Raw genomic sequence first — 15,881 nt, 5'->3', positions numbered from 1 at the left:
CTCCCACAGGGATTGGCGTAACCCAGCTATTGAGGAGTTTTTCATGCAACGCATCGACCACGTTCTGCCCTGGAGCCACTTGGGCAGCGAGCGCTCCCTCAGCGTGTTCCGCTACGGCGCCGGCAGCCGCAAGGTGTATATCCAGGCCAGCCTGCACGCCGATGAACTGCCGGGCATGCGCACCGCGTGGGAACTCAAGCTGCGCTTGAACGAACTGGAACGGCAGGGCCGTTTGCAGGGCGTTATCGAACTGGTGCCGGTGGCGAATCCGATCGGCCTGGATCAGCATCTGCAAGGCAATCACATGGGCCGCTTCGAATTGGGCAGCGGCAAGAATTTCAACCGCGCATTCGTCGAACTCAGCGCCCCGGTCGCAGCGCTGGTTGGCGAGCGTCTGGGCGCGGATGCCGAGGCCAACGTCGCGCTGATCCGCCAGGCCATGGCTCAGGTCTTCGAAGAATTGCCGGCGCCGGCCTCGCAACTGGAAGCCTTGCATCGCTTGTTGCTGCGCCACGCCTGCGACGCCGATATCACTCTCGACTTGCACTGCGACTTCGACGCTGCGATTCACCTCTATGCGCTGCCGCAACACTGGCCGCAGTGGCAATCATTGGCGGCGCGACTGAAGGCGGGCGTCGCGTTGCTCTGCGAGGACTCCGGCGGCAGCTCGTTCGATGAATCCTGCTCGACGCCGTGGCTGCGTCTGGCCAAAGCTTTCCCGAACGCGGCGATTCCGGCGGCGAATCTGGCGACCACGCTGGAGCTGGGCAGCATGGGCGACACCCGCGTCGATCAGGCTCAGGCCAATTGCGAAGCGATCCTGGGTTTTCTCGCCGAGCAGGGTTTCATCAGCGGCGAATGGCCGGCGGCGCCGAGCGAATGTTGTGAAGGTCTGCCGTTCGAAGGCACCGAATACCTGTTCGCCCCGCATCACGGCGTGGTCAGTTTCTTGCGCAAAGCCGGCGAGTGGGTAGAGCAGGGCGATGCGCTGTTCGAGGTTGTTGACCCGTTGCAGGATCGCGTGACCACCGTGCGCGCTGGCACCAGCGGGGTGCTGTTTGCGATTGATCGCGGGCGCTATACCGAGCCGGGGATCTGGCAGGCGAAAGTGGCGGGGCGGGTGCCATTTCGTACCGGCAAGCTGACCAACGACTGACAGGTTGCGGTGAAGGTGCGGGCCTCTTCGCGAGCAGGCTCGCTCCCACAGGGGGAACGCATTTCAACGGTGGGAGCGAGCCTGCTCGCGAAAGGGCCATCAGCCACTCCACAAAATTTGGATCCTCAGCCGAGAATGTTAGGCTCCCCGCGAACCCGACACTCTGTGAAGGAACGCTGCAATGCTCAAATTGTTCGCCCTGCTGACCCTGCTCGCATCCACCGCCGTCCACGCGCAAACCACCCTGCAATCCGATCTGCCGCTCAAATACCTCGAACAGGTCCACGCCGACGCCGAACCACGTCCGCTGGTGATTTTCCTGCACGGTTACGGCAGTAACGAGGCCGATCTGATCGGCATGAAATTTCAGCTGCCGGCGCAGTACAACTACCTTTCCGTGCGCGCACCGATGACGTTGGGTGAAGGACGTTTCCAGTGGTTTCGCAAGAAGGGTGAAGGCGCCTACAACGGCGAGACCGATGATCTGAAGGTCAGCGGCCAGAAGCTGCGCGACTTTATCGCCCAGGCGGCGAAGAAATATCACGCCGCGCCGGACAAGGTGTACCTGATCGGCTTCAGCCAGGGCGCGATGATGAGTTACGAAGTGGGCCTGCGCGCGCCAGCGGTCGTGGGCGGGTTTGCCGCGTTGAGCGGGCGCTTGTTGCCGGTGCTCAAAGCCGAACTCAAGCCCGGGCAAGCGCCACTGCCGCTGAGCATATTTATCGGCCACGGCACCGCTGATGATCCGGTGCCTTACCGTCACGGCACCGAGGCCAACGCGCTATTGCACAAGCTCGATTACAAACCCGAGTTTCACGCGTATCCGGGCGTTGGCCACAGCATCAGTGCGGCCGAATTGCGCGATTTGAACGGCTGGTTGCAGCGGCTCAATCCTTGACGATGGCTTTGACCAAAGCATCGTGACCCTTCTTGTCGCTGGCGCGGGAAATCACCTGCACCAGCGCCATCTTCGTTCCCGAGCCGGCCAGCAGCGTGGTATTCAGGGTTTGGCCACCACCCTGGGTGGCGGTGCTGTCAACCTGACGCAGACCCAGGCCGGTGCCTTTTTGGGTCAGGCTTTTCTCGCTGAGTTTGTTGAAGTCCGGCAGAGCCTTGCGCTGATCATCGATGAAACTCGACACGCTGCCGTCGAGAAACTCACCGTCGTTGTCCTTGACGTTCTGCCCAGCCGGGATCTGGTTTTCGGCGGCGATGACCACGGTCTTGGTGGTCTGGTTGGTGTACATCGTGCCCTTGGCCCCGCTCGGGCTGGTGGGCAGCGGGTCAGCGACAAAGCCTTTGGGCAGGACGAAGGCGAATTTGCCGTCGAGCAGCGTAACCTTCTCGGTTTTGACTTTTTCCTTGGCGGCGTGCGCGCTGATCGCACCGAAACCGGCAACGGCCGCCAGCATCAGGACGACGGCTTTTTTGCTCAACAATGACATGTGAATCTCCGGTGAATGGTCGCGCGAGGCGGGCGATCATCCCACGGAGCGTACCGGGCGTTCCAGCGCGATTCGTCCGGGCGGTTATTGCGCTTGCGCCTTGGCCAATGGCCGCGCCAGCAGACGCCGGGTCACCCCGAGCATCGCCACCGACACTGCCACGCCTACGACAAAACCGCTGAGGCCCATGGTCGGCAGCGTCAAGGCCGACACCAGGCAGAACGCCGAAAACGAATACATGCCGGTCGCCGTTGCGCGCAATAACGCAGCGGTAAACGCCGGGCCGCGGGTTTGTTGCGAGAACACCGCCATGACGCTGCCCAGCACCGGGAACACCGCGAGCAGGCCGCTCCAGCGTTCGCCGACGGTGCTGGCGAGCATCGTCACCACCAGCGTCAGCGCCGCGCCGGCGATCATCCGCCAGATCAGTTTGTCCGACTTCGGTGCTGGCCTGTTCAATACTGGATGCACCTCAGGGAACAGATAAGGCGAAGCGAGCAGTGCCACCGCTGCCGCAATCACCGAGAACGGCAAGGACGCCGGAATCACCGACAACACCGTCGCCAGCGCGGCCCAAACCGCCAGTGAAATGGTCAACGCCCACGGCCAGTTCGCCCGCTGCGCCACCTGCGCATAAGTGATGCAGAAAGCGATCATCGCGAACATTGCCGACAGCGCCGCGACCGCCGATTGCGCGGCAAATTGCGGCCCTTGTTCGATCGCCAGAAAGAACAGAATCGGCCCGACCACCACCGGCAATCCCGACAGCCACCCGGCCACGCTCGGCCCCCAACGTTTGCCCGCCAGGGAAATCAGCAGGAGAAAACCGGGAATCAGCAGCAGTTTGAGGATCAGCACGCGGGTGTCTCCATCGGGTCAGGATCAGCCACGTTAGCACTGCCGATTAAAGATTGCTGCCTATGTTCGCAATTTTTGTATACAAAAATTCAGGCGCGAATCCGGCTATGCTTTGATCATCAGAATGCAGCGGAGACGATACGGCGATGAACAGAACACCCAAGCTCGTACGTGGCTGTTGTGGCATCGGCTTGTGGGCACTGTTGCTGACGCCGACGTGGGCCAATTGGCAGGACGCTGTGCCAGGGGCGCAAATCATCGGCAGTGGCGATTTCAGCGTGTTCGGCTTCGATGTTTACAGCGCGCGGTTGTGGAGTGCCGCGCGGCCGCTGGCGGACGGCCAGCCGTTTGCCCTGGAGCTGATCTACCGGCGCAACATCTCGCGAGACGATCTGGTCAGCACCAGCGTCGATGAGATCAAACGCCTTGCCGGTCCTCGGGTCACTTCAGCGCAATTGGCCGGCTGGCAGGCGCAGATGCAGCAATCCTTTGTCGACGTCCAGGCCGGCACGCGGATTACCGGCGTGTATCTGCCGGGGCAGGGCGCGCGGTTTTTTGTCGGGCAGAAGCTCCAGCATGAGATCGAGGATCCGCAGTTTGCCAAGGCGTTTTTTGCTATCTGGCTGGATCCGCGAACACGCAGTCCCGAATTGCGCGAGCAGTTGCTGGGGGTGAACCCATAGGTTCAGTGATCTTTGCGCTTCAAGGCATCAGGCGAAACGACTAAGCTGCCGGGCTCCCGTTATTGTTTCTGGATGTGTGCGTGAAATTCAGTTTGCCCAAAATCGCCACCGCGCCGTTTTGCCCGCCGGAAGTGGCCGGCAGTGTTGCGGTCGATCCGACTGCCTCGTTCTTCAAACGTGTGCTGCGCTTCGCCGGCCCCGGTTTGCTGGTGTCGATCGGCTACATGGATCCGGGCAACTGGGCCACCGCGATCGAGGCTGGTTCGCGTTTTGGCTACAGCCTGTTGTTCGTGGTGCTGCTGGCGAGCCTGGCCGGCATGGTCGTGCAGTGCCTGTGTTCGCGGCTGGGCATCGCCACTGGGCGCGATCTGGCGCAGTTGTCCCGCGAGCGTTACAGCACGCGGACCGCGCGCCTGCAATGGATACTGGCGGAAATCTCGATCATCGCCACCGACCTCGCCGAAGTGCTTGGCTGCGCCCTGGCGTTTCACTTGCTGCTCGGTTGCTCGCTGAGTTTCGGCATCGCTCTGACGGCTTTCGACACGCTGCTGGTACTGGCCCTGCAGAACCGGGGATTCCGTCGTCTCGAAGCGATCATGCTGGTGCTGGTCGCGACCATCGGTGTGTGTTTCTTCGTCGAATTGTTGTTGATCAAACCGTACTGGCCAGACGTGGCGCTGGGCTTTAAACCCTCGCTGTCCGCGGTCAGCGATGCGGCGCCGCTGTATCTGGCCATCGGCATCCTCGGCGCCACCGTCATGCCGCACAACCTTTATCTACACACCTCGATCGTGCAAACGCGGATGATCGGCAAGGACCTGGCGAGCAAGCGGGACGCGGTGAAACTGGCGCGCATCGACACCATCGGTTCGCTGGCCCTGGCGCTGCTGGTCAACGCGGCGATCCTGATTCTCGCAGCGGCGGCGTTTCACCAGTCCGGGCACACCGATGTGGTCGATATTCAGGACGCTTATCATCTGCTCGATCCGCTGGTGGGCGGTGCGCTGGCCAGTGTGCTGTTCGGCGTGGCGCTGCTCGCGTCGGGGCAGAGTTCGACCTTCACCGGGACCATCGCCGGGCAGGTCATCATGGAAGGCTATCTGAACCTGCGCATCCCGTGCTGGCAGCGGCGTTTGATCACTCGCGGGCTGGCGCTGATTCCGGCGTTCATCGGCGTATGGCTGCTCGGTGATGGTGCGATCGGCAAGTTGCTGGTGTTGAGCCAGGTGGTGCTCAGCCTGCAGTTGCCGTTTGCCTTGTACCCGCTGATTTGCATGACCAACGATCGGCAATTGATGGGACCGTTCGTCAATCGCTGGCCCACGCGGGTGCTGGCCTGGGGGCTGTTTGTGTTGATCAGCGGGGCGAACAGTTGGTTGATATTGCAGTGGGCGGTTTGATCACTGTGTTGCGGTGACTGGCAGGGCCTATTTGCGAGCAGGCTCGCTTCCACTGGTTGCGCGGGTGATGGCAATTCAGGTGATCAACCGACGAGGGGTCATCCATCAACTTGTTTCGCGGCGGGCGAGTCTATACTGTATATGCACACAGTAAAGAGCCCGCGCCATGCAAATCATCGACAAGCTGAGCATCCTCGCTGACGCCGCCAAGTACGACGCCTCCTGCGCCAGCAGTGGTGCGCCCAAGCGCAGCTCCGAGGGCAAGAGCGGGCTCGGTTCGACGGACGGCATGGGCATTTGCCACAGCTACACGCCGGACGGGCGCTGTGTGTCGTTGCTGAAAATCCTGCTGACCAATTTTTGCCTTTACGATTGCCAGTACTGCGTCAACCGCCGTTCCAGTGATGTGCCGCGTGCGCGCTTCACCCCGGAAGAAGTCGTGACGCTGACCATGGATTTCTACCGGCGCAACTGCGTCAGCGGCCTGTTTCTCAGCTCCGGGATCATCCGCTCGGCGGACTACACCATGGAGCAACTGGTGCGCGTCGCCAAGTTGCTCCGCGAAGAGCACGAATTTCGCGGCTACATCCATCTAAAGACCATTCCGGAAGCCGATCCGGCCTTGATCGAAGAAGCCGGGCGTTATGCCGACCGCCTCAGCGTCAACATCGAACTGCCCACCGATGCCAGCCTGCAGACCCTGGCGCCGGAGAAGGACATCACTTCCATCAAGCAAGCGATGAACACCATCTACACCGGCGTGCAAACAGTATTGAACGAGCCGCGCTCGGCAAAGTTCGCCCCGGCCGGGCAAAGTACGCAATTGATCGTCGGTGCCGATGACACCGATGACAGCACCATCCTTCACAGCGCCCAGTCCCTGTACGGCAATTTCCGCCTGCGCCGGGTCTATTACTCGGCATTCAGTCCGATCCCCGACAGCCCGAAAAGCGTACCGCTCGCCGCGCCACCGCTGATGCGCGAGCACCGTTTGTATCAGGCTGACTTCCTCCTGCGCAGCTACGGCTACAGCGCTGACGAACTGCTCAAAGGCCCGGGCAATCTGGCGCTCGATATTGACCCGAAGCTGGCCTGGGCACTGGAGAATCGCGAAGTGTTCCCGCTGGACCTCAACCGTGCCGACGCAACGTTGATCGCGCGCATCCCCGGCATTGGCTTGCGCACCACCGAGCGCTTGGTCGAGTTGCGCCGTCAGCGCCGCATCCGTTACGAAGACGTCGCGCGGATGCGCTGCGTGCTGGCCAAGGCCAAGCCGTTCATCATCACCAGCGATTACCACCCGCAACAGGCGGAAGTCACCAGCCACATGCTCTACCAGCAATTGCGCGACCGGCCGATGCCGCAGCAGATGGGGTTGTGGGGATGATCAGTCTCGATTGTGACGATCTGTTCGACACCTGGCGCCAGCAGGCGCGCTGGTTGCTCAGCCATGAGATCGATCCGAGTCTGGTGAGCTGGGCGGCGGAAGGCGTTGGCGATCTGTTTGCCAGCGATGATCACGTGCCCGAAGGGCAGGGGCCGTTTCAGGCGCGTATCCCGCGCGCGCTGCTCGACACCCTCGAGCACGCGGCGCGCTATCGCGGCGAACAGCGCTGGAGCCTGTTGTATGAAGTCCTATGGCGCGTCAGTCACGGCGACCGCACGGCGATGATGGCCGGCGACAAACTCGGCAGCGAGTTGCAGCGGCGCATCAAGCAGGTCAGCCGCGAGGCCCATCATCTGCATGCATTCGTGCGTTTCATCGAGCGGCCAAAGGATCTGCCCGGCCCGCAATATGTCGCGTGGCACGAACCGGCCCATGACATCCTGCACAGCGCCAGCGAGCATTTCATCGGGCGCATGGGCCAGCATCGCTGGTTGATCGCCACGCCGCGCGATGGTGTGTACTACGACGGTGAGCAGTTGATCCACGAGCGGCAGTGCCCGATTGAATGGCAGCAACTGGCGCAGAACGTCGACGACCCCCACGGCGATTTGTGGTTGACCTACTACAGCCACATCTTCAACCCGGCGCGGTTGAACCCGAAGGTCATGCAAGGACATCTGCCGGTGCGGTTCTGGAAGAATCTGCCGGAGGGCGAATTAATACCGGGATTGATCACCCAGGCGCGGATGGGCAAGCAGCAGAATGGGCAGGCGAGCGGGATTGCTGATCGGACGGGTAAACGCATTACCTCCAAAAATCAAAAGCAAACCCTCACCCCAGCCCTCTCCCGGAGGGAGAGGGAGCCGACCGAGGTGTTCTCGCAAAATACATCGACGTGAATCACCGAGTCGAACTCAGTTTTGAAAAGCACACGGATCGGCTCCCTTTCCCCCTCGCCCCCCTGGGGGAGAGGGCTGGGGTGAGGGGGAAAAGATCTCCAGTCTTATACAAAAAAAACCAACAACCACAATCAAAAAAGCCCCCCACCAATCACTCGGTGGAGGGCTTTTGAGCATCAGCAGTCGTCAATTCAAACCTTGACGATCCAGCCCGCTGGCGCTTCGATGTCGCCGGTCTGCACGCCAGTCAGCTCTTTGTAGAGCTGCTGGGTCACCGGGCCTACTTCGGTTTCGCTGTGGAACACGTGCAGGTGATCGTTGTAGCTGATGCCACCGATCGGCGTGATCACCGCAGCGGTACCGCAGGCACCGGCTTCCTTGAAGTCCGCCAGTTTGTCGATCAGCACGTCGCCTTCAACCACTTCCAGGCCCAGACGCGATTTGGCCAGTTCGATCAGCGACAGGCGGGTGATGCCTGGCAGGACCGATGGTGAGTTCGGGGTGACGAACTTGTTGTCGTGGGTGATCCCGAAGAAGTTGGCCGAACCGACTTCCTCGATCTTGGTGTGGGTCATCGGATCGAGGTAGATCGCGTCGGCGAAGTTGGCTTTCTTGGCTTTCGAGCCCGGCATCAGGCTGGCGGCGTAGTTGCCACCGACCTTGGCCGCACCGGTGCCTTGCGGGGCCGCGCGGTCGTAGCTGGAGATCTGGAAGTTGTGCGGGGTCAGGCCGCCCTTGAAGTAGGCGCCGACCGGGATGCAGAAGATCGAGAAGATGAACTCGGGCGCAGTGCGTACGCCGATGTTGTCACCGACGCCGATCACGAACGGGCGCAGGTACAAAGCGCCGCCGGTGCCGTACGGCGGGATGAAACGCTCGTTGGCGCGAACCACGGCTTTGCAGGCTTCGATGAACTGCTCGGTGTCGACCGTCGGCATCAGCAGACGCGCGCAGCTGCGTTGCATGCGCAGGGCGTTCTGGTCCGGGCGAAACAGGTTGATCGAGCCGTCCTTGCAGCGATAGGCCTTCATGCCTTCGAAGCACTGCTGACCGTAGTGAAGGGCAGTGGAGCCTTCGCTGATGTGCAGGACGTTATCTTCGGTCAGGGTGCCTTTGTCCCACTCGCCATCGCGAAAGTACGACAGATAGCGCTTGTCGGTCTTGATGTAGTCAAAACCCAGCTTGTCCCAATTGATGCTTTCGTTACCCATGACACCCTCTATCACTGAACAACCGCCGAAACGGTTCAAGGCTTCTGACGTTTTTTTGGATGGGCACAACAATACTTCATTCTTGAGCGGTTTCGCAGCCCGGACTATCTGATGACACTCAGATAAATAGTGTTGCCCTCAAGAATTCGCGAGCAGGCTCGCTCCCACAGGGGAATGCATTGCAAGTGTGGGAGCGAGCCTGCTCGCGAAGGGGCCTACAGATGCAGCGCATGCCCCAGTGCCCGCAACGCCGCTTCCTGCACCGCTTCGCCCAAGGTCGGGTGGGCATGAATGGTGCCGCCGATGTCTTCCAGGCGCGCGCCCATCTCCAGGCTCTGCGCGAATGCCGTCGACAATTCGGAAACCCCGACTCCCACCGCTTGCCAGCCGACAATCAGATGATTGTCGCGACGTGCGACCACGCGGACGAAGCCGCTTTTCGATTCCAGGGTCATTGCGCGGCCGTTGGCGGCGAACGGGAAGCTTGCAACGATGCAGTCCAGCCCGGCAGCCTTGGCCTCGTCCGGAGTTTTGCCGACCACCACCAGTTCCGGGTCGGTAAAGCACACGGCGGCGATGGCGGTCGGGTTGAATTCGCGGCGCTTGCCGCTGATCAGCTCGGCAACCATTTCGCCCTGGGCCATGGCGCGGTGGGCCAGCATCGGTTCGCCGCTCACGTCGCCAATGGCGTAGACGTTGCGCATGCTGGTCTGGCAACCGCTGTCGATCTTGATCGCCGAACCGTTCATGTCCAGATTCAAAGCTTCGAGGTTGAAGCCCTGCGTATTGGGTTTGCGTCCGACCGCGACCAGTACCTGATCGGTTTCCAGATTGAGGGTTTCGCCTTCGGGATCGCGCACCCGCAACGTGCCGTCGAAGCCCAGCACGCTGTGCTTGAGGTACAGCTTCACGCCCAATTGCTTCAGCGCCTCATGCACCGGTTGCGTCAGTTCTGCGTCATAGGCCGGCAGAATCCGGTCCTGCGCCTCGACCACGCTGACTTCGGCACCGAGCTTGCGATAGGCAATGCCCAGCTCCAGGCCGATGTAACCACCGCCGACCACCACCAGACGCTTCGGCACAGCCGTCGGCGCCAGCGCTTCGGTGGAGGAGATGATCGGCCCGCCAATCGGCAGGATCGGCAGGTTGACGCTGGTCGAACCGGTGGCCAGCACCAGATGTTCGCACTGGATACGCGTATCGCCGACTTCCACGGTTTTGCCGTCGATGATTTTCGCCCAGCCATTGATGACCTGAATCTTGTTTTTCTTCAACAGCGCGGCGACGCCAGTGGTCAGGCGATCAACGATGCCGTCCTTCCACTCGACGCTTTTGCTGATATCCAGGGTCGGCGCGGCAACGCTGATGCCCAACGCCGAATGCTGGCTGTGATGCTGCGTCTGATGAAACTGCTCCGCCACATGAATCAGCGCTTTCGACGGAATGCAGCCGATATTCAGGCAGGTGCCGCCCAACGATTGGCCTTCGACCAGGATGGTCGGGATGCCCAGTTGCCCGGCGCGGATCGCCGTGACGTAACCGCCGGGGCCGCCGCCGATGATCAGCAAAGTGGTGTTCAAAGTCTGCATTCCATTACTCCACAAACAAGGTGGCGGGTTGTTCGATCAAGCCACGGATGGCCTGGATGAAAAGCGCCGCGTCCATGCCGTCGACCACGCGGTGATCGAAGGAGCTGGAGAGGTTCATCATCTTGCGGATCACCACTTGGCCTTTGACGACCATCGGCCGTTCGACGATTTTGTTCACGCCGACAATGGCCACTTCCGGCAGATTGAGCACCGGCGTGCTGACAATGCCGCCCAGCGCACCAAGGCTGGTCAGGGTGATGGTCGAGCCGGACAGCTCATCGCGGCTGGCCTTGCCATTGCGCGCGGCGTTGGCCAAACGCGAAATTTCCGCGGCGCTGTCCCACAGGCTGCGGGCTTCGGCGTGCCGCACCACCGGCACCATCAGGCCGACATCGCTTTGCGTGGCGACGCCGACGTGCACCGCGCCCAGGCGGGTAATGACTTGCGCTTCGTCGTCGTAACGGGCGTTCATCTGCGGGAAGTCGCGCAGAGCGACGACCAGCGCGCGAACAAGGAACGGCAACAAGGTCAACTTGCCTCGGCTGGCACCGTGCTTTTCATTCAGGTGCGCACGCAGTTCTTCAATCGCGGTGACATCGATTTCCTCGACGTAGCTGAAATGCGCGGCACGCTGAGTAGCATCCTGCATGCGCTGGGCGATCTTGCGGCGCATGCCGATCACTTGAATCTGTTCTTCGTCGTTGCGTTGAGCGTAAGCGGCAGCGGCCGGCGCCGAAGCGTTCGACTGACCTTGCGCCAGATAAGCCTCAAGATCCTCATGCAACACGCGACCGGCCGGGCCGGTGCCGCGCACCAGACGCAATTGAATACCCAGATCCAGCGCGTGTTTGCGCACGGCCGGCGAGGCAAGCGGGCGTTCATCCGCTTCGCGAGCAACCATCGGGCCTTGGCAAACGGCAGCCGGACGTGGTGCGGCGGTTGCGGCGGGTTTGCTTTCGACAGCGACCTCAACTTTCGGCGCAACCGGTGCTTCTTTGACGGGCGCGGGTGCGGCGGACTCTTTAAGGTTGCCAGCCCCTTCGACTTCGATGCTGATCAGCACACTGCCGACCGCCATCACTTCACCCGGCTGACCACCAAGGGCAATCACCTTGCCATGCACCGGCGACGGAATATCGACCATCGCCTTGTCTGTCATCACGTCCGCCAGCACCTGATCTTCAACCACCAGATCGCCCACTTTGACGTGCCACTGCGACAGCTCTACTTCTGCGATGCCTTCGCCGATGTCCGGCATCTTGATAACGTGCGTGCCCATTCAGACCTCCATGACCCGTTTCAACGCTGCGCCCACTCGGGACGGCCCTGGGAAATACGCCCACTCCTGCGCGTGCGGGTAGGGAGTGTCCCAACCGGTGACGCGTTCGATCGGCGCTTCCAGGTGATGGAAGCAATGCTCTTGCACCAGCGACACCAGCTCGGCGCCGAAACCGCAGGTGCGGGTGGCTTCGTGAACCACCACGCAGCGGCCGGTTTTCTTCACCGATTTGACGATGGTGTCCAGGTCCAGCGGCCACAGGCTGCGCAGGTCGATGACTTCGGCATCGACGCCGGATTCTTCGGCAGCGACTTGCGAGACGTATACGGTGGTGCCGTAGGTCAGCACGGTCACGTCCTTGCCCGGGCGAGTAATCGCGGCAACGTCCAGCGGCACGGTGTAGTAACCGTCCGGCACTTGGGCTTGCGGGTGTTTCGACCACGGGGTTACCGGGCGGTCGTGATGGCCATCGAACGGGCCGTTGTACAGGCGTTTTGGCTCAAGGAAGATCACCGGGTCATCGTTTTCGATGGAGGCGATCAGCAGGCCTTTGGCGTCGTACGGGTTGGACGGCATCACCGTGCGCAGACCGCAGACCTGAGTGAACATCGCCTCGATGCTCTGGCTGTGGGTCTGACCACCGTAGATGCCACCGCCGCAAGGCATGCGCAGGGTCATCGGTGCGGTGAACTCGCCGGCCGAGCGATAACGCAGACGCGCTGCTTCGGAAATGATCTGGTCGGAGGCGGGGTAGACGTAGTCGGCGAACTGGATTTCGGCGACCGGACGCAAACCGTAGGCGCCCATGCCGACGGCGACGCCGACGATGCCGCTTTCCGAAATCGGTGCGTCGAACACCCGCGAGGTGCCGTACTTGGTCTGCAGGCCTTCGGTGCAGCGGAACACACCGCCGAAGTAACCGACGTCCTGGCCGAAGACGACGACATTGTCATCACGCTCAAGCATCACATCCATGGCCGAGCGCAGGGCCTGGATCATGGTCATGGTGGTCGTGGTCATGGCGGTTTCCAACTGAATATTGTTGTTGTGATCGTTCATGTCAGATCCCCAACTGCTGACGCTGGCGCTTCAAGTGCTCCGGCATCTCTTTGTAGACGTCTTCGAACATGGTCGCGGCGCTTGGAATCTGCCCGCCGGCGAGGGTGCCGTACTGTTCGGCCTGTTTCTGCGCGGCAATCACTTCGGCTTCGAGTTCGGCGCTGACGGCAGCGTGCTCTTCTTCCGACCAGTGACCGACTTTGATCAGATGCTGTTTCAGACGCGCGATCGGATCGCCGAGCGGGAAGTGGCTCCAGTCATCGGCAGGGCGGTATTTCGATGGATCGTCGGAGGTCGAGTGCGGGCCGGCGCGGTAGGTGACCCATTCGATCATGGTCGGGCCGAGGTTGCGCCGGGCGCGTTCGGCAGCCCAGGCAGAGGCGGCGTAGACCGCGTAGAAATCGTTGCCATCGACACGCAGCGAGGCGATGCCGCAACCGACGCCGCGTCCGGCGAAAGTCGTGGCTTCACCGCCGGCGATGGCCTGGAAGGTGGAAATCGCCCACTGGTTGTTGACCACGTTGAGGATCACCGGCGCCCGATAAACGTGAGCGAAGGTGAGGGCGGTGTGGAAGTCCGATTCGGCGGTGGCGCCGTCACCGATCCACGCCGAGGCGATTTTCGTATCGCCCTTGATCGCCGAGGCCATGCCCCAGCCAACGCCCTGAATGAACTGGGTGGCGAGGTTGCCTGAGATGGTGAAGAAACCGGCGTCCTTGACCGAGTACATGATCGGCAACTGGCGGCCCTTGAGCGGATCGCGCTCGTTGGACAGCAGTTGGCAGATCAGGTCGACCAGCGGCACATCGCGGGCCATCAGGATGCTTTGCTGGCGGTAGGTCGGGAAGCACATGTCATCGATGTTCAGCGCCAATGCCTGGGCGCTGCCGATGGCTTCTTCGCCAAGGCTCTGCATGTAGAACGACATCTTTTTCTGCCGCTGGGCGACGACCATGCGGTTGTCGTAGATGCGCGTCTTGAGCATCGCGCGCATGCCTTTGCGCAGGATTTCGACCGGCACGTTTTCGGCCCACGGGCCGAGGGCGTTGCCCTGATCGTCAAGCACGCGAATCAGGCCACGGGCGAGGTCGGCGGTGTCGGCAGGTTCTACATCGATGGGAGGCTTGCGCACCGTACCGGCATCGGTCAGATGCAGGTAGGAAAAGTCGGTTTTGCAGCCGGGACGGCCCGAGGGTTCAGGGACGTGCAGGCGCAGCGGTTCATACGCTTGGGTCATGGCTTCTACGCTCGATCTTGTGAATTTCTTGTAGTGAGCTGGCAGTCATTCCGGGATGAGGAAATCTTGTCCTACAACAATCATAGGCGCGGCCAAGAAGAATATTTCTCTGTGTTTCGTTGCGCTGGCGACCATTTGCAGATAGAAATTCTGCATAAACATAAAAAACAGGTGGTTTTGTCTCATGCGCAAACTGGACCGTACCGACATCGGCATTCTCAACAGCCTTCAGGAGAACGCGCGGATCACCAATGCCGACCTCGCCCGCTCGGTGAACCTGTCGCCGACGCCGTGCTTCAACCGGGTCAAGGCCATGGAAGAATTGGGCCTGATTCGCGAGCAGGTGACGCTGCTGGATGCCGATCTGCTGGGGCTGCACGTGAATGTGTTCATTCACGTCAGCCTGGAAAAGCAGGTAGAGGAAGCGTTGCAGCATTTCGAGGAAGCGATTTCTGATCGGCCTGAGGTGATGGAGTGCTATCTGATGGCGGGTGATCCGGATTATCTGATCCGCGTGCTGGTGCCGAGCATTCAGTCGCTGGAACGCTTCATGATGGATTTTCTGACCAAGGTGCCGGGGGTGGCGAACATTCGCTCGAGCTTTGCGCTCAAGCAGGTGCGCTACAAGACTGCGTTGCCGCTACCTGCGAACGGTTTGACGTTGGGCACGTGAAGATCAAAAGATCGCAGCCTGCGGCAGCTCCTACAGTTGCACCGCATTCCAAATGTAGGAGCTGCCGAAGGCTCGGGCCGCGATCGGACGATCTTTTGACGTTAAAGCTTGTTAAGCGGGATCTTCAGATAAACCACGCCATTGTCCTCAGGCGCCGGCATGTTCCCCGCCCGTACATTCACCTGAATCGCCGGCAGCAGCAACGTCGGCATGCCTAACCCAGCGTCACGTGTCGTGCGCATCTCGACGAACGCCGCTTCATCGATCCCGTCATGCACATGAATATTGCTTTTGCGCTGTTCGCCAACAGTGGTCTGGCACTGTGAGGCGCGGCCCTCGGGCGGGTAATCGTGGCAGACGTAAAGCTTCACGCTGGCCGGAAACGCCAGCAGCTTCTGGATCGACTTGAACAATTGCTGCGCATTACCTCCAGGGAAATCACAGCGCGCGGTGCCGACGTCGGGCATGAACAGCGTGTCGCCGACGAGGATCTGTTCGCCGTCGATCAGGTAGGCCATGTCCGCTGGCGTATGGCCGGGGACGTGCAGGGCGGTGGCTTTGAGATTGCCGATCATGAACGACTCGTTCGGCGCGAACAGGTGATCGAACTGCGAGCCATCGACGCAAAATTCCGGCTCCAGGTTGAATAGCGCCTTGAACACATTCTGCACTTTGCTGATCGATTCACCGATGGCGATTTTGCCGCCCAGTTCCCGACGCAGGTACGGCGCAGCGGAGAGGTGATCGGCGTGGGCGTGGGTTTCCAGCAGCCATTGCACTTGCAGCCGGTGCGCACGCACGAAAGCGATGATCTTGTCCGCCTGCGCGGTGCCGGTGCGCCCGGCAGCGCCGTCGTAATCGAGCACCGGGTCGACGATCGCGCACTGGCCGCCGTCGGCTTCAAAGACCACGTAGCTGTAGGTCGAGGAGGCGGGGTCGAGGAACGCTTCAATCTGGGCGGGCATGGCGAAAACCTGTGCTGGGGAATTTCGGGTTGCAACACTT

14 protein-coding genes and 1 pseudogene are annotated in these 15,881 nt (G+C 61.3%); 7 read left to right on the top strand and 8 right to left on the bottom strand.

What is annotated here, in order from left to right; all coding sequences use genetic code 11:
- The first annotated feature begins 43 nt into the window (after positions 1–43).
- Together ND528_RS10405 and ND528_RS10400 are read left to right on the top strand one after the other, a co-directional pair.
- A complete protein-coding gene (locus tag ND528_RS10405) occupies positions 44–1,156 on the top strand; it encodes a succinylglutamate desuccinylase/aspartoacylase family protein (protein WP_263470266.1) in 1,113 nt (370 codons plus the stop codon).
- Positions 1,157–1,337: 181 nt separating this feature from the next.
- Positions 1,338–2,054: an alpha/beta hydrolase gene (locus ND528_RS10400; RefSeq protein WP_212616623.1), complete on the top strand. Its 717-nt coding sequence runs from the start codon at positions 1,338–1,340 to the stop codon at positions 2,052–2,054.
- On the opposite strand, the gene ND528_RS10395 is transcribed toward ND528_RS10400, so the two are convergent.
- Together ND528_RS10395 and ND528_RS10390 are read right to left on the bottom strand one after the other, a co-directional pair.
- The gene (locus ND528_RS10395) at positions 2,044–2,601 is read right to left on the bottom strand and encodes a DcrB/PsbP domain-containing protein (RefSeq protein WP_212616622.1); all 558 of its coding nucleotides are present in this window, start codon (positions 2,599–2,601) and stop codon (positions 2,044–2,046) included. The genes ND528_RS10400 and ND528_RS10395 overlap by 11 nt on opposite strands.
- 84 nt (positions 2,602–2,685) lie before the next feature.
- The gene (locus tag ND528_RS10390) at positions 2,686–3,459 is read right to left on the bottom strand and encodes a hypothetical protein (RefSeq protein WP_263470265.1); all 774 of its coding nucleotides are present in this window, start codon (positions 3,457–3,459) and stop codon (positions 2,686–2,688) included.
- Positions 3,460–3,605: 146 nt separating this feature from the next.
- Here ND528_RS10390 and ND528_RS10385 point away from each other — a divergent pair, with 146 nt between their 5' ends.
- The 4 genes and pseudogenes from ND528_RS10385 to ND528_RS10370 all read left to right on the top strand — a co-directional run.
- Positions 3,606–4,142: a chalcone isomerase family protein gene (locus ND528_RS10385; protein ID WP_263470264.1), complete on the top strand. Its 537-nt coding sequence runs from the start codon at positions 3,606–3,608 to the stop codon at positions 4,140–4,142.
- 80 nt (positions 4,143–4,222) lie between these two features.
- Complete coding sequence (locus ND528_RS10380) at positions 4,223–5,542, top strand: Nramp family divalent metal transporter (RefSeq protein WP_263470263.1); 1,320 nt, start codon at positions 4,223–4,225, stop codon at positions 5,540–5,542.
- Between the two features lie 166 nt (positions 5,543–5,708).
- Positions 5,709–6,929 carry a putative DNA modification/repair radical SAM protein gene (locus tag ND528_RS10375; RefSeq protein WP_024013352.1) on the top strand — a complete coding sequence of 407 codons (1,221 nt, stop codon included), beginning with the start codon at positions 5,709–5,711 and terminating at the stop codon, positions 6,927–6,929.
- Positions 6,926–7,741: pseudogene (locus tag ND528_RS10370) on the top strand (TIGR03915 family putative DNA repair protein); the annotation flags it as partial. The gene ND528_RS10375 and the pseudogene ND528_RS10370, both read left to right, overlap by 4 nt.
- 278 nt (positions 7,742–8,019) lie before the next feature.
- On the opposite strand, the gene ND528_RS10365 reads toward ND528_RS10370, so the two are convergent.
- The 5 genes from ND528_RS10365 to ND528_RS10345 form a co-directional block, all read right to left on the bottom strand.
- The gene (locus ND528_RS10365; protein WP_039762213.1) at positions 8,020–9,039 is read right to left on the bottom strand and encodes a branched-chain amino acid aminotransferase; all 1,020 of its coding nucleotides are present in this window, start codon (positions 9,037–9,039) and stop codon (positions 8,020–8,022) included.
- Positions 9,040–9,254: 215 nt separating this feature from the next.
- Positions 9,255–10,628, bottom strand: coding sequence for a dihydrolipoyl dehydrogenase (lpdA, locus tag ND528_RS10360; protein ID WP_263470262.1), 1,374 nt, complete (start codon positions 10,626–10,628; stop codon positions 9,255–9,257).
- Between the two features lie 4 nt (positions 10,629–10,632).
- On the bottom strand, positions 10,633–11,907 hold the full coding sequence (locus ND528_RS10355; protein WP_263470261.1) for a dihydrolipoamide acetyltransferase family protein: 1,275 nt from the start codon (positions 11,905–11,907) through the stop codon (positions 10,633–10,635).
- Complete coding sequence (locus tag ND528_RS10350; RefSeq protein ID WP_064390582.1) at positions 11,908–12,966, bottom strand: alpha-ketoacid dehydrogenase subunit beta; 1,059 nt, start codon at positions 12,964–12,966, stop codon at positions 11,908–11,910.
- 1 nt (position 12,967) lies between these two features.
- Complete coding sequence (locus ND528_RS10345) at positions 12,968–14,203, bottom strand: 3-methyl-2-oxobutanoate dehydrogenase (2-methylpropanoyl-transferring) subunit alpha (RefSeq protein ID WP_090282825.1); 1,236 nt, start codon at positions 14,201–14,203, stop codon at positions 12,968–12,970.
- A gap of 184 nt (positions 14,204–14,387) precedes the next feature.
- Here ND528_RS10345 and bkdR point away from each other — a divergent pair, with 184 nt between their 5' ends.
- Positions 14,388–14,876 (top strand): Bkd operon transcriptional regulator BkdR, encoded by a 489-nt coding sequence (gene bkdR, locus ND528_RS10340; RefSeq protein WP_039762201.1) that lies wholly within the window; start codon positions 14,388–14,390, stop codon positions 14,874–14,876.
- Positions 14,877–14,977: 101 nt separating this feature from the next.
- Here bkdR and ND528_RS10335 read toward each other — a convergent pair whose 3' ends face one another.
- Complete coding sequence (locus ND528_RS10335; protein ID WP_263470260.1) at positions 14,978–15,841, bottom strand: MBL fold metallo-hydrolase; 864 nt, start codon at positions 15,839–15,841, stop codon at positions 14,978–14,980.
- Positions 15,842–15,881: the final 40 nt, after the last annotated feature.

The organism is Pseudomonas mercuritolerans (assembly GCF_025706525.1).
Lineage (GTDB): Bacteria > Pseudomonadota > Gammaproteobacteria > Pseudomonadales > Pseudomonadaceae > Aquipseudomonas > Aquipseudomonas mercuritolerans.
Note: the sequence above shows the minus strand (reverse complement) of the source record. Positions and strands in the feature narration are given on the sequence as shown.

Bases quoted from the DNA above. Each gene is read 5' to 3' on its own strand.
- ND528_RS10405 (WP_263470266.1), top strand. From the start codon at position 44: ATGCAACGCATCGACCACGTTCTGCCCTGGAGCCACTTGGGCAGCGAG.
- ND528_RS10400 (WP_212616623.1), top strand. From the start codon at position 1,338: ATGCTCAAATTGTTCGCCCTGCTGACCCTGCTCGCATCCACCGCCGTC.
- ND528_RS10395 (WP_212616622.1), bottom strand. From the start codon at position 2,601: ATGTCATTGTTGAGCAAAAAAGCCGTCGTCCTGATGCTGGCGGCCGTT.
- ND528_RS10385 (WP_263470264.1), top strand. From the start codon at position 3,606: ATGAACAGAACACCCAAGCTCGTACGTGGCTGTTGTGGCATCGGCTTG.
- ND528_RS10375 (WP_024013352.1), top strand. From the start codon at position 5,709: ATGCAAATCATCGACAAGCTGAGCATCCTCGCTGACGCCGCCAAGTAC.
- ND528_RS10365 (WP_039762213.1), bottom strand. From the start codon at position 9,039: ATGGGTAACGAAAGCATCAATTGGGACAAGCTGGGTTTTGACTACATC.
- lpdA (WP_263470262.1), bottom strand. From the start codon at position 10,628: ATGCAGACTTTGAACACCACTTTGCTGATCATCGGCGGCGGCCCCGGC.
- ND528_RS10355 (WP_263470261.1), bottom strand. From the start codon at position 11,907: ATGGGCACGCACGTTATCAAGATGCCGGACATCGGCGAAGGCATCGCA.
- ND528_RS10350 (WP_064390582.1), bottom strand. From the start codon at position 12,966: ATGAACGATCACAACAACAATATTCAGTTGGAAACCGCCATGACCACG.
- ND528_RS10345 (WP_090282825.1), bottom strand. From the start codon at position 14,203: ATGACCCAAGCGTATGAACCGCTGCGCCTGCACGTCCCTGAACCCTCG.
- bkdR (WP_039762201.1), top strand. From the start codon at position 14,388: ATGCGCAAACTGGACCGTACCGACATCGGCATTCTCAACAGCCTTCAG.
- ND528_RS10335 (WP_263470260.1), bottom strand. From the start codon at position 15,841: ATGCCCGCCCAGATTGAAGCGTTCCTCGACCCCGCCTCCTCGACCTAC.